The sequence below is a fragment of the Streptomyces sp. NBC_00286 genome, from assembly GCF_036173125.1.
In the GTDB taxonomy this organism is placed as follows: domain Bacteria; phylum Actinomycetota; class Actinomycetes; order Streptomycetales; family Streptomycetaceae; genus Streptomyces.
Genome location: NZ_CP108054.1, coordinates 9,138,662 through 9,151,909 on the forward strand (window position 1 = coordinate 9,138,662; position 13,248 = coordinate 9,151,909).

Here is a 13,248-nt window from a genome sequence, read left to right on the forward strand (position 1 = left end):
GCGTGGAAGCGGCAGACGGCCACGTCGTCAGTGTGACACCGGCGGTGGTGATCCGCGATCGCACGGCGTCGTCGGCCATGGATGCCCGGCGCAGATGCCGATCAAGCACCAGGTCAAGCACCCAGTCAAGTGCCCAATCAAGGAGATCTGTCCGTTTAGTCCCTGTGTGCGATTCTTGTAGTGGGTGCCCCGGTCTTGTCGGTGCCTGCGGCATGGACGGGAGGTAGATGCGAAAGATGCCTCATGACGGCCGTGCCCGGGCCGGAGTCACGGAGCTGCGGGCATCCGAGTCCGGCGCCGCGGACACCGGTTCTCCGCCTCCGGTGCCAGAGGCCGCCGTGAGTGACCGGGCGCTGACGTTCGCCGGTGCGGCGCTGGCTGCGGTCTATGTGCCCGCTGCCGAAGAGCTTGTGCTGGTGGAAGCGGCCGGAGGCGCCGCTTCCCAGTACGGGCTGCCGGAGCGGCTGCCCCTGTCCGGCGGCTCAGCCGCGGCGCACGCCTTCCGCACCGACCGGCCGCTATGGCTGAACCCCGCCGCACTCGCCTCCTACTCCGAGGGCGGACCGACGCCGACACGAGCGGAGACGTCGCTGGGTGCGCTGCCCCTGAGGGCAGGGGCCAGGCGACTGGGCTGTCTCGTCGTCGTGGGGCATCCCGCGGACAGCTTCGAGGCCGAGCAACGGACCTTCCTGGAGCGATACGCCGACGCGGTCGCCGGCGTACTCCAGGCCGGAAGCGGCCGGCCCGCGCCGTCGTCGCTCCTGACTCCCGCCCTGCGGAGTCTGCGCCTGGGCACCTTCGTCCTGGTGCCGGACACCGGCCTGATCGACGCGGATGAGACGCTGCTCGAGCTGGTCGGGATCGCGCCGGACGACTTCGACGGCAAGGCAGACACCCTGATCGTGCACGTCCTCCCCGAGGACATGCACGCGATGATGTCGGTCCTGGAACCGTCGGGCCAGGCCTTCGGCCGACGCGAGCTGGAGTTCCGCGTCCGCCGCCCCACCGGCGAAATGCGCTGGCTGAGTCTGATGTGCAGGGTGGTTCCGGCCACCGACGACCGGCCGGAGCAGGTACTGGGCCTGGTCATGGCGACCTCGGTACTGCGCCGGACCGCCGACGACGTCTCCAGGATCCAGTGGCTGACCGCCGCACTCGATGACGCCACGACCGTCGGCGACGTCAGCCGAGTCGTGGTCACCGCACTGCGCGAGCCGCTCGGCGCCGACCGGGTGGCGCTCGCCGAGCTGCACGACGACCGGCTCGCGGTCACCGTCCTCGACCCGCCGGAGCCCGACGCCTGGCCCGAGGCATGGCGATCCGAGTGGCGCTCGGAATGGCCGGACGCACCGGTCAGCGCCCTGCCCACCCTGCAAGTGGCCCTGCGCGACGGACGTGTCGACCTGTGGCCCGCCGGCACCCCCCTCGAACCCGGACTCGCAGGCATCGGCGCCGGAGGTCTCGCCGTCCTGCCCCTCCCCGCCCAGGGCCGGGTCGCCGGTGTCTGCCTGGTCGGCTGGGACCGGCCGCACGAGTTCGTCCCCGAGGAGCGGTCCCTGCTGACCGCCACCGCGGCGCTGGTCGGGCAGGCCCTCAGGCGGGCGCACGCGTACGACGCCGAGCAGGAGCTCGCGACGATGCTGCAGCGCAGCCTGCTGCCCCGGCGCCTCCCCGAACTGCCCGGCGGCACGGCCGTCGCCCGCTACCTGCCCGCCCGGCGCGGGCTGCAGGTGGGCGGTGACTGGTACGACGTCATCGCCCTCTCCGAGGATCGCGTGGCCCTGGTCATCGGGGACGTACAAGGCCACAGTGCCGGAGCCGCGACGATCATGGGCCAGATGCGTACGGCCGTCAGGGCATACGCGGTGGAGGGCCACCCGCCCGATGTGGTCGTCTCCCACGCCAACCGCCTCCTCGTCGGCATGGAGACCGACCTGTTCGCCACCTGCTGCTATGCCGAACTCGACCTGGAGGAGGGCAACATCCTGTTCGTCCGCGCCGGGCACCTCTCACCGCTGGTACGCCATCCCGACGGCAGCACCGAGGAGGTGGAGGTCGAGGGCGGCCCTCCGCTGGGCATTCTCGCGGAGGCGGATTTCCCCATCACCGCGGTCGCACTCGCCCCCGGCGCGGTGCTCGCCCTGGTCACCGACGGACTCGTCGAGGCCTCAGACCTGCCCCTGGACGAGGGCATGGCCCGTACCCGGACCGCGTTCGCCGCGGCCGATCCGGCGGATCCGGGGCGGATGGCCGACGAACTCCTCGGCGACATCGGCCGTCGTGAGGACGACGTGGCCCTGTTGCTGCTGCGCTACGACGGCATGGAGATCCGGCCGATACGGGCCGGTTGGACGGTGTGGCGGCTGCCCGACGCCGTCATGCACGCCCGCCGTTTCACGTCCCGCACGCTGCGCCGGTGGCAGGTCCAGGAAGTGGCCGACGCGGTGCTGCTTGTCGTGTCGGAGCTGGTCACCAATGCCCTGGTGCACACCCAGGGGGCGGTACGCGTCGACCTGATGCTCCGTGGGGGCCGGGTACGAGTCAGCGTGAGCGACGCCTCGCCGCGTGCGCCCGCCAAGCCGGTGATCGTGGACTGGGAGGCCACCGGCGGACGAGGCCTGGTGCTGGTCGAAGCGGTGTCGGAGTCCTTCGGCACGGTGCCGGTGGCCGGCGGCAAGCAGGTGTGGAGCGAGATCACTGTGCCGCCGAACGCGCCGGCCCTCGCGGACTCGGGGCCCGGAAGGGAAGGCCCGCCATGAGGACTCGTACGCGGAAGACTCGTACGCGGTACGTCATCGCGGCGCTCCTCGCGGGACTCCTGTCGATGTCGTCCCTGGCCGCCTGCGGAGGAGACGACGAGGCGGGCACGGACAGCTTCAGCGTCGGCCTGCTGCTCCCGAGCAAGGCGGTTCCCCGCTGGGAGCATTCCGACAAGCCGCTGATCGAGAAGCGGCTGAAGGAGCTGTGTCCCGGCTGCACCATGGAGTACGCCAATGCCGAGAACGACGCGGCGAGGCAGCGGCAACAGGTGCTGTCCATGATCACCAAGGGAGTCGGGGTCCTGATCCTCGACGCCGCCGACACCAGGGCGCTCCGTTCCTCGATCCAGGAGGCGAAGGCGGCGGGTGTACCGGTCGTCGCGTATGACCGGCTCGCCGAAGGCCCGATCTCCGGCTATGTCAGTTTCGACGGGGCGCAAGTCGGCAGGCTCCAGGGCGAGGCGCTCATGAAGGCCATGGGCGACAGGGCGAACGGCCGGACCGTCGTCATGATGAACGGCGACCCGACCAGCCCCAACGCCGCCTGGTACAGGCGGGGCACGCTGTCCGTCCTCACCGGCAAGGTCAAGATCGGCAGGTCGTACGACACCCTGGGCTGGAGCTCGGAGAACGCCCACGCCAATATGTCCGCCGCCATCGCGGCTCTGGGCCCGGACCGGATCGACGGCGTCCTGGCCGCCAACGACGCCATCGCCGCAGGCGTCATCTCCGCTCTCAAGAAGGCCGATGTCAGGGAGCTTCCTCCCATCACCGGCCAGGACGCCGACCTCGACGCCGTACGGCGGATCATCAACGGCGAGCAGTACATGACGGTGTACAAGCCCTTCAAAGCGGAAGCCGACGCCGCCGCCGCGATGGCCGTCGCCCTGGGACGCGGCGAGGGACTCGGCGAACTCGCCACGACGACGACCGACAGCCCCACGACCAAGGACATCCCGTCCGTCCTGCTCACTCCGCGCTCCGTGACGGTCGCCAACATCCAGCAGACACTCGTCAAGGACGGCGTGTACACCATCGACCAGATCTGCGTCCCGGAACTCCGGCCCGCCTGCGACAGGGCCGGACTTACCCCCTGACTCCGAAGGCCTTTGGACCTGACGTCCGCGCGAAGCCGCGATTACGGCTTGCGTGCCACCCCGCCGAAGCTGTCGACTTCCTGAGGTTCCTCCGGTCCCTCCGGCTCATCCACGGGGCGCCACTGGGCGACGGACACCAGGCCGGGATCGAGGAGTTCGAGGCCGTCGAAGAAGCGGGCGAGCTGGTCGGGGCTGCGGTTGGTGCGCGGGTTGTCGCTCGCCTGGTTCCACTGCTCGACCATGGCGCGCATCTCCTTGGGATGGAACACCTCGGTGCTGTCGCAGAACACCAGGTGACTGCCGGACGGCAGGACGTCCACCAGCCGCTCGACAAGGCCGTACGCACTGTCGTCGGGTACGTGGGCCGCGATACCCAGCAGCATCAGCGCGACCGGCTGCTCGAAGTCCAGCGTCCGGGAAGCGCCTTCCAGGATGGCCGCCGGGTCGCGCAGGTCGGCGTCGATGTAGTCGGTGGCGCCCTGTGCAGTGCTGGTCAGCAGCGCCGTGGCGTGGGCCAGCACGATGGGGTCGTGGTCGACGTACACGATCCGCGCCTCGGGGTTGATCCGCTGGGCGACCTCATGGGTGTTGTCGAACGTGGGCAGTCCCGTGCCGACGTCGAGGAACTGGCGTATACCGACCTCACCGGCCAGATAGGTGACGGTCCGCTTGAGGAACGCCCGCTGGGCCCGGGCGATTTGGACGATCTCCGGGTTCAGCTCGCGGATCTGATCACCGACCTCGCGGTCGATCTCGTAGCAGTCCTTGCCCCCGAGCCAGTAGTTCCAGATCCGCGCGGAGTGCGGCACGTTGCTGTTGATCAACGGAACGTCATGAGGCATGGGGCATCTCCGAGTTGGCCGGCAAGTACTGCCCAAGATTAAGCCGGTGAGCGGCGTACGTCATCGCTTGCGTGATCTTCCGGAGAACGTACAGTCGGCTGACGGAGTTCCGTAACTCAGCGACTGCCCGTAGCCGGGCTCAGTGACTGGTCAGCGACGCCGCCGCAAGGTGGAGGCCGCGCCCGCTGTGATCAGCACGCCCGCCGCGCCGCCCGCCACGAGGGGCAGGGCCGTACTCGCACGGTCCTCTACGAGGGATTCCTCGGAGGACACGGACTCACCGTGCCCGCTGGTGACGCTGATCGGGGACTCGGCGGACGTGCTGGTGATGATCGTGGACGACTTGCCGGGGGTGGCGCCCTCCGGAGCCCCCTGTGCGATGGCGGGGCAGGCGGCCCACACCGTGAGCAGCAGCGGAGCCACTCCGACGAGGGCGGCGATGCGGCGGTGTGCGGTCATCCGTCGGGTTCCTCCTTGGCACGGCAAACGGATCGGTCGGCTGGGCCATGGCGATGAGCCATGACTGTCGGCCTCCCCGTTGTCTCCATGACGTACGAAACCCGGGCGCGATCCGTTCAATTCCCGCCGACAGTGCGGTCGTTCACGAGGACCACCTCGAGGGTGCGCGGACCGTGCACCCCCTCGACCCGGTCGAGCTCGATGTCACTGGTCGCCGAAGGGCCGGAGATCCAGGTCAGCGGACGTGCCGGGTCGAGACGCGGAAGAGCCTGCGGGACCGACGACACAACCTGGTCGGGTACGCGTACGACACAGATGTGGTGATCCGGGACGAGCGTGATCCGGCGGCGGCCCTGATCCGGTCCGCCGTCCAGCACGATGGTGCCGGTCTCGGCGATCGCCACGGCACACGCCGTGATCACGCTGTCGACCCGGTCGAGCTCGTGCGGCGTGCTGTCGCCGCGGTCGGGCACGCGCGTGACATCGGTCTCCGCCAGCCACGCCTCGTCCAGTCCCGGCGGCACGGCCACCGACGTCGAGCCCCGCCCGGCCAGCAGCCCGGCGATCAGCGCCGCCAGCTCGCCGGCCTCGCAGCGGTGCACTATCGCCCGGTAGTCCGCCAGATTCTCGGCGAGCAGATCGACTGTCTCCTCGACACTCCGGTCCCCGTGCTCGCGCAGATAACCCCGGTCAACGGCCTGCTCGTACGGAGTGTTGCCGCGTGGCACGTCCGCGATCGCGCGCCGCACCCGGCCGAGGACCACATCCCTGGTGCTCATTTGCCGGTGTCCTTTCCGCCGTTCGTACGCTGCCACCAGTCGCGGAACGGTTCCGACGGCATCGTCGGAAGATCACGGGTCGCGCTCCACGCCGCGCCCGGACCGGGCAGCGAACGGGGATGGAAGCGGCGGCTCCGCGACGCCAGCCGCTGCCCGGTGCGCAGGGCGCCCGGGTGCTTGAACGCCCAGCGTGCCGCACGCATCGCGGCCCGCTCGGCGGCGTGTCCCTTCGCGGGCTTGAGGACGACCTCGTTGCCGTCCCGGGTCACCGCACCGCCCTCGACGACCCGCTCCCGGAGATGGACCAGCACCTCGGGGATGTCGATCGCCACCGGGCACACCTCGTAGCAGGCGCCGCACAACGAGGAGGCGTACGGCAGCGAGGCGTCGATCTCGCTTGCGGTGCCCCTCAGTTGAGGGCTGAGGATGGCGCCGATCGGGCCCGGGTACACCGAGCCGTACGCATGGCCGCCCGCCCGCTCGTACACCGGGCAGACGTTGAGACACGCCGAGCAGCGGATACAGCGCAGGGCCTGGCGGCCGACCTCGTCGGCCAGCGTGTCGGTGCGGCCGTTGTCGATGAGCACCAGATGGAAGGTGCTCGGGCCGTCACCGTCGGTGGTGCCGGTCCACATGGAGGTGTACGGGTTCATGCGCTCGGCCGTCGAGGAGCGGGGGAGCGTCTGCAGGAAGACCTCCAGGTCCTGCCAGGTCGGCACGATCTTCTCGATGCCGACGACCGAGATCAGCGTCTCGGGGAGGGTCAGACACATACGGCCGTTGCCCTCGGACTCGACTACGACCATGGTGCCCGTCTCGGCGACCATGAAGTTGGCCCCGGAGATGCCGACCTTGGCGCGCAGGAACTTCTCGCGGAGGTGCAGACGGGCGGCCTCGGCGAGTTCGGCGGGAGTGTCCGTCAGCCCCTCGGGGGCCGGGCGGCCCCACTCGCTCATCTCGCGGGCGAAGATCTCGCGGATCTCGCCGCGGTTGCGGTGGATCGCCGGGACGAGGATGTGCGAGGGCCGGTCCTTGCCCAACTGCACGATGAGCTCGGCGAGATCGGTCTCGTACGCGTGGATGCCCTCGGCCTCCAGCGCCTCGTTGAGGCCGATCTCCTGGGTGGCCATGGACTTGACCTTCACGACCTCGCTCTCGCCGGTCGTCTTCACCAGGTCCGCGACGATACGGTTCGCCTCGTCGGCGTCGGCCGCCCAGTGCACGATGCCGCCCGCCGCCGTGACCGACTCCTCCAACTGCACGAGATACCGGTCGAGATGACGGAGAGTGTGGTCCTTGATCTGCTTGCCGGCCTCGCGCAGCTCCGCCCAGTCGGACACCTCCGCGACCGCCTTGGCACGCTTGGCGCGGATCGTGTGTGTGGCGTGGCGGAGGTTGCCGCGCAGGGTCTGGTTGTGGACGGCTTCGTGCGCGGCCTTCGGGAAGGACGGCATGCCGACGAAGGTGCCGCTCATGCGCTCGACTCCTCTACGGTGCTCCCGCTCATGCCACGGGTCATGTCAGGGGCTCCTCTTCCGTGCTCGCCAGGATCTCCGCGATGTGCACCGGCCGCATCTCCGTTCTGAGGCGGGCCATCGTGCCGCCGATGTGCATCAGACAGGAGTTGTCCGCGGCGCACAGCGCGTTCGCGCCCGTCGACGCGGCGTTACGGACCTTGTCGGCGCCCATCGCCGCCGAGACATCGGAGTTCTTCACGGCGAAGGTGCCGCCGAAGCCGCAGCATTCGTCGGCGCCGGGAAGCTCCCTCAGCTCGAGGCCCTTGACCGCCTGGAGGAGCCGGCGCGGACGGTCGCCGAGGCCCAGGCTGCGCAGACCATGACAGGTCGGGTGGTACGTGACGGTGTGCGGGTAGTACGCGCCGACGTCGGTCACGCCCAGAACGTCCACGAGGAACTCCGTGAGCTCGTACGTCTTGGGCACGACCGGAGCGAGCGTCCGCGCGAGGGTGTCGCCGCGGCCCTCCGCCCGCGCCCGCTCGCCCATGCGCGGATACAGCTCCCGGACCATCGCGCCACAGGAGCCGGAGGGCGTCACGATCGCCTCGTACTCCCCGAAGACATCGGAGAAATGCCGGGCCAGTGGCTCGGCCTCGTGGCGATAGCCGGTGTTGTAGTGCGCCTGCCCGCAACAGGTCTGGCCCATCGGGAAGTCGACGTCGACGCCCAGCCTGGTCAGCAGTTTCACCACGGCACGGCCGGTTTCCGGATACAGCGTGTCGTTGACACAGGTCAGGAACAGGGCGACACGCATCGCGGCTCCTTGGGATCGATCATCGGATGAGTGGAGGTTACGACGTGGACGCGCCGATGGGGAGGGGGCCCACCGGGCTCCGTTCGGCGATTCCGGCTCACCGGGCGGTGAGCCGGGCCTCCGCCGCGCGCCACGCCGCCGTGTCACCCCGCGGTTCGTATCGCTCCAACGGCTGCGTACGGGCGAGGAGTTGCCGCATCGCCGTACGGTCGCCGACCAGGCCGCCGGCCCGCGCCTGGACGAGGACGTTGCCCAGGGCGGCGGCCTCCGCCGGACCCGCCACCACCGGGAGGCCGCAGGCGTCCGCCGTCAGCTGGCACAGCAGGGCGTTGCGGGTGCCGCCGCCGACGATGTGGACGATGTCGACCGGGTGGTCGGCGAGGGCCTGGGCCTCGGTGATCGCCCGGCGGTGGGCGAGGGCGAGCGAGTCGAGGATGCAGCGCGTGATCTCGGCGGGGGACTGGGGCACGGGCTGGCCCGAGTCCCGGCACGCGTCGGCGATCCGTGCGGGCATCCGGCCGGGGGCCAGGAACGCCGCGTCCCCGGCGTCCACGATGGATCTGAGCGGCGGGACGTCGGCAGCCGCGTGCAGCAACTCGGTCAACTCCGGGTCCCCCCAGGCCCGTAGACACTCCTGGAGCAGCCACAACCCCATGATGTTCCGGAGATAACGGACCGTGCCGTCGAGCCCCAGCTCATTGGTGAAGTTGGCCGCCCGACTCGCCTCGGTCAGCACGGGCGCGTCCAGCTCCAGGCCCGCGAGCGACCAGGTGCCCGTGCAGATGTACGCGAAACGCTCGCCGCCCGTGGCCGGGACGGCCGCGACCGCGGACGCCGTGTCGTGCGAACCGACCGTGGTCACCGGGACCGGACCGGTCAGCCCGGTCTCCTCCAGGACCTCGGGGCGCAGGAGGCCCGCCGGATCTCCGGGCCGCCGCAGCGGTGCGAACAGCCCTAGGTCGATGCCCAGGCGCGAGGCGACATCGTGGGCCCACTCGCGGGTGCGCGGGTCGATCAGCTGGGTCGTCGAGGCGTTGGTGAGCTCCGTGCCCGCCTCGCCCGTGAGCCAGTACGTCAGCAGGTCCGGGATGAGCAACAGACGCTCGGCGTGAGCCAGTTGAGCCGACTCACGAGCCGCCGCCAACTGGTACAGCGTGTTGAACGGCGCGTACTGGAGGCCCGTACGCGCATACAGCTCGTCCGCCGGAACCGTCGCCCACACCTTCTCCGCGACACCCTCGGTGCGAGGGTCGCGATAGTGCACCGGGTTGCCGAGCAGCGCCCCGTCCGCGTCCAGCAGCCCGTAGTCCACGGCCCAGCTGTCGATGCCGACCGAGTCGACCCGCCCGGCCACCTGCCCCGCCGTACGCAGCCCGTCGAGGACACCGGCGTACAGCGAGAGGATGTCCCACCGCAGCCCCTCGGGGGTGCGCACCGGCCGGTTCGGGAAGCGGTGCGCCTCGGTGAGGCCGAGTGAGTCCGGCCCGACGCGGCCGACCATGACGCGCCCGCTGGACGCACCGAGGTCGACCGCCGCGTACGACTTCACCGGAGCCGAGATCGGAGCCGTCATCGGAGCGGTCATCGCAGGAAGGCGGCGGCGACGCCGGCGTCGACGGGAACATGCAGGCCCGTGGTGTGGGTCAGGTCCCCACCGGTCAGGGCGAATACGGCATTGGCTACATGCTCCGGCAGAACCTCGCGCTTGAGGATGGTCCGCTGGGCGTAGAACTCGCCGAGCTTCTCCTCCTCGATCCCGTAGGTGGCGGCGCGCTGTGCGCCCCAGCCGCCCGCGAAGATGCCCGAGCCGCGCACCACGCCGTCCGGGTTGACGCCGTTGACGCGGATCCCGTGCTCGCCCAACTCGGCCGCCAGCAACCGGACTTGATGCGCCTGGTCGGCCTTGGTCGCCGAGTACGCGATGTTGTTGGGGCCCGCGAAGACGGCGTTCTTGGAGGCGATGTAGACGATGTCGCCGCCCAGGCCCTGCTGGGTCATCACCCGGGCCGCCTCGCGCGAGACGAGGAACGAACCGCGGGCCATGATGTCGTGCTGGAGATCCCAGTCCTTCGCCGTCGTCTCGAGCAGAGGCTTGGAGATGGAGATACCGGCGTTGTTGACGACGAGGTCGACGCCGCCGAAGGCGAGCACCGCAGCCTTGAAGGCCTGGGCGATCTGCTCCTCGGAGGTCACGTCGACCGTGACGGACACGGCCTTGTCGGGGCCGCCCAGCTCCTCGGCGACCTGCGCGGCCCCCTCGGCGTTCAGGTCCGCGACCACGACACACGCGCCCTCGGCCGCGAGCCGCTGCGCGATCGCCCTGCCGATCCCGCTGCCCGCACCCGTCACCAGCGCGACCCGCGTCGCGAGCGGCTTGGGCTTCGGCATCCGCTGGAGCTTGGCCTCCTCAAGGGCCCAGTACTCGATACGGAACTTCTCCGACTCCTCGATCGGCGCGTACGTGGAGACCGCCTCGGCTCCGCGCATCACGTTGATCGCGTTGACGTAGAACTCGCCGGCCACCCGCGCGGTCTGCTTGTCCTTGCCGAAGCTGAACATGCCGACACCGGGCACGAGCACGATCGCCGGGTCGGCGCCGCGCATCGCGGGGGAGTCGGGCTGGGCGTGCCGCTCGTAGTACGCGGCGTACTCCTCGCGGTAGCCGGCGTGCAGCTCCTTGAGGCGGGCGATCGACTCGTCGACGGAAGCGGTCGGCGGCAGGTCGAGAACGAGCGGCCTGACCTTCGTACGGAGGAAGTGGTCGGGGCAGGAGGTGCCGAGGGCCGCGAGACGCGGGTGCTCGGCGCTCGCGAGGAAGTCGAGGACCACCTCGGAGTCGGTGAAGTGCCCGACCTGCGGCCGGTCCTGCGAGGCGATACCGCGGATGACGGGCGCCAGCGCGGCCGCCCGCTCCTTCCGCTCGGCGGAGCCGAGAGCCGCGTAGCCCTCGATCACCGGCCCGAACGGCTCGTCCTTGCCGCGCTCGGCCAGGAACGCCTCGGCGGTACGGATGATGTGCAGCGAGTTGCGCTCGCACTCCTCGGAGGTCGCCCCCCAAGCCGTGATCCCGTGCCCACCGAGGACGCACCCGATGGCCTGAGGATTGGCCTCCTTCACGGCCGCGATGTCCAGCCCGAGCTGAAAGCCCGGCCGACGCCACGGCACCCACACGACCGTGTCCCCAAAGCACTCGGCGGTCAGTTTCTCCCCGTCGGCGGCACACGCGAGCGCGATACCGGAGTCGGGGTGGAGGTGGTCGACGTGGGCCGAGTCCACGAGCCCGTGCATGGCGGTGTCGATGGAGGGAGCCGCGCCGCCCTTCCCGTGCAGGCAGTAGTCGAACGCGGCAACCATCTCGTCCTCGCGCTCGACGCCGGGGTACACCTCGGTGAGCGCCCGCAGCCGGTCGAGCCGAAGAACGGCCAGCCCCGATTCGGTGAGAGTGCCAAGATCGCCACCAGACCCCTTGACCCACATGAGCTCGACGTCACCGCCGGTCACGGGGTCGGTGTCGGTGCCCTTGGCGGAGGCGTTGCCGCCGGCGTAGTTGGTGTTACGGGGGTCGGCGCCGAGCCGGTGAGAACGGGAGAGGAGGGCATCGGCTTCGGGGTGGGGTGCCATGGGTGTGATCAGTCCTTCGGTGATGTGTGTACGTGTACTCGGGGTCCTTTGGACCTGCACCGGGTCCTGTGGAGAGGACCTGCTCCGGGTCCTGTGGTGCGGACCTGCTCCGGGTCCTGTGGAGCGCGGGGTGCCTGGGGCGCCCCGTTAGGGGCGCGGGGAACTGCGCGACTAGCCACGTACCGCCTGCAGCCTGCAACGGTCCTTAGTCGGCAGACGCGATCCAGCCGGTCAGGCCCCCCAGCCGGCCTGCTGACCACCAACCCGCTCCTCAGCGATCTTCTGCGCCCACCCAGACCGGCGGTACGCCCCCATGGGATCGGGGTCCAACCCCATCTCCTCGCGCACCTCGCGAAGCAACGGCCGCACGTCAGTGTTATACGCATCCATAAGCACAGCGTTCGCCTCAAGAACGTCACCGTCCCGCTGGGCGGCACCCAAAGCCTCGCGATCAACCCGGAGGGCCTTCGCGGTAGCCTCCTGCACGTTCATCACCGACCGAATGATCGCCGGAATCTTCGCCTCGATGTTGTGACACTGATCGAGCATGAAGGCAACGTCAGGCGTGAACCCCCCACCCCGAATCACCTCATACATGATCCGGAACAACTGGAACGGATCAGCCGCCCCCACCATCAGGTCATCATCGGCATAGAACCGCGAGTTGAAGTCGAACCCCCCGAGCTTCCCCTCCCGCAGCAGCGTCGCCACGATGAACTCGATATTGGTGCCGGGCGCATGGTGCCCCGTGTCCACCACAACCTGCGCCTTCGACCCGAGCTTGAGGCAGTGCGCATACGCGGTGCCCCAGTCCGGCACATCCGTCGTATAGAAGGCGGGCTCGAAGAACTTGTACTCGAGCAGCATCCGCTGGTCGTCACCAAGCCGCTCGTACACCGCGGCCAGCGCCTCCGCGAGCCGGTCCTGGCGCTCGCGGATGTCGTCCTGGCCGGGATAGTTCGTGCCGTCTGCGAACCACAGCTTCAGGTCCTTGGACCCCGTGGCGTCCATGATGTCGACGCACTCGAGCAGATGATCAAGGGCCTTGCGCCGCACCGCCGGGTCGGCGTGGCAGACGCTGCCGAGCTTGTAGTCGTCGTCCTGGAAGGTGTTGGAGTTGATGGTGCCGAGCTTCACGCCGCGGTCCTGCGCGTACTTGGCCAGCTCTGCGTATCCATGGGAGCCGTCGACCTTGTCCCAGGGGATGTGCAGCGCCACCGTCGGCGCGACGCCCGTATAGGCGTGCACCTGCGCCGCGTCGTCCAGCTTCTCGAAGGGATTGCGCGGCACTCCGGCCTGCGCGAACACCTTGAAGCGGGTCCCGGAATTCCCGTACGCCCATGACGGCGTCTCTACGGCCTGGGTCTTGAGAGCGGCCTTCACCGCGGCGAGCTCGGTCACTTCGGGACTCCTGTGACTT

Annotated in this window: 10 protein-coding genes; 2 read left to right on the forward strand and 8 right to left on the reverse strand. The window is 69.8% G+C overall.

Translation table 11 applies throughout. The features are described 5' to 3' along the window. Positions 1-236: 236 nt before the first annotated feature. Complete coding sequence (locus tag OHT21_RS41220) at positions 237-2,759, forward strand: SpoIIE family protein phosphatase (RefSeq protein WP_328773345.1); 2,523 nt, start codon at positions 237-239, stop codon at positions 2,757-2,759. After that, positions 2,756-3,856, forward strand: coding sequence for a sugar ABC transporter substrate-binding protein (locus OHT21_RS41225; RefSeq protein ID WP_328773346.1), 1,101 nt, complete (start codon positions 2,756-2,758; stop codon positions 3,854-3,856). The genes OHT21_RS41220 and OHT21_RS41225 overlap by 4 nt, the downstream gene beginning before the upstream one ends. 41 nt (positions 3,857-3,897) lie before the next feature. On the opposite strand, the gene OHT21_RS41230 is transcribed toward OHT21_RS41225, so the two are convergent. The 8 genes from OHT21_RS41230 to rhaI all read right to left on the reverse strand — a co-directional run bounded on the left by OHT21_RS41230 (position 3,898) and on the right by rhaI (position 13,229). Next, on the reverse strand, positions 3,898-4,698 hold the full coding sequence (locus OHT21_RS41230) for an SAM-dependent methyltransferase (protein ID WP_328773347.1): 801 nt from the start codon (positions 4,696-4,698) through the stop codon (positions 3,898-3,900). 150 nt (positions 4,699-4,848) lie between these two features. Beyond that, entirely contained in the window at positions 4,849-5,157 is a 309-nt protein-coding gene (locus tag OHT21_RS41235) for a hypothetical protein (RefSeq protein WP_328773348.1), read from the reverse strand. Positions 5,158-5,273: 116 nt separating this feature from the next. Further along, the gene (locus OHT21_RS41240; RefSeq protein ID WP_328773349.1) at positions 5,274-5,936 is read right to left on the reverse strand and encodes a LutC/YkgG family protein; all 663 of its coding nucleotides are present in this window, start codon (positions 5,934-5,936) and stop codon (positions 5,274-5,276) included. Beyond that, positions 5,933-7,411, reverse strand: a complete 1,479-nt coding sequence (locus OHT21_RS41245) for a LutB/LldF family L-lactate oxidation iron-sulfur protein (protein ID WP_328773350.1) — start codon at positions 7,409-7,411, stop codon at positions 5,933-5,935. The genes OHT21_RS41240 and OHT21_RS41245 overlap by 4 nt, the downstream gene beginning before the upstream one ends. Before the next feature lie 40 nt (positions 7,412-7,451). Next, positions 7,452-8,207 (reverse strand): (Fe-S)-binding protein, encoded by a 756-nt coding sequence (locus OHT21_RS41250; RefSeq protein WP_328773351.1) that lies wholly within the window; start codon positions 8,205-8,207, stop codon positions 7,452-7,454. 97 nt (positions 8,208-8,304) lie between these two features. Further along, positions 8,305-9,780: a rhamnulokinase gene (locus OHT21_RS41255; RefSeq protein ID WP_328773352.1), complete on the reverse strand. Its 1,476-nt coding sequence runs from the start codon at positions 9,778-9,780 to the stop codon at positions 8,305-8,307. Between the two features lie 8 nt (positions 9,781-9,788). Then, positions 9,789-11,828: a bifunctional aldolase/short-chain dehydrogenase gene (locus OHT21_RS41260; RefSeq protein WP_328773353.1), complete on the reverse strand. Its 2,040-nt coding sequence runs from the start codon at positions 11,826-11,828 to the stop codon at positions 9,789-9,791. A 231-nt stretch (positions 11,829-12,059) separates the two neighbouring features. Further along, complete coding sequence (gene rhaI, locus OHT21_RS41265; protein ID WP_328773354.1) at positions 12,060-13,229, reverse strand: L-rhamnose isomerase; 1,170 nt, start codon at positions 13,227-13,229, stop codon at positions 12,060-12,062. Positions 13,230-13,248 lie beyond the last annotated feature (19 nt).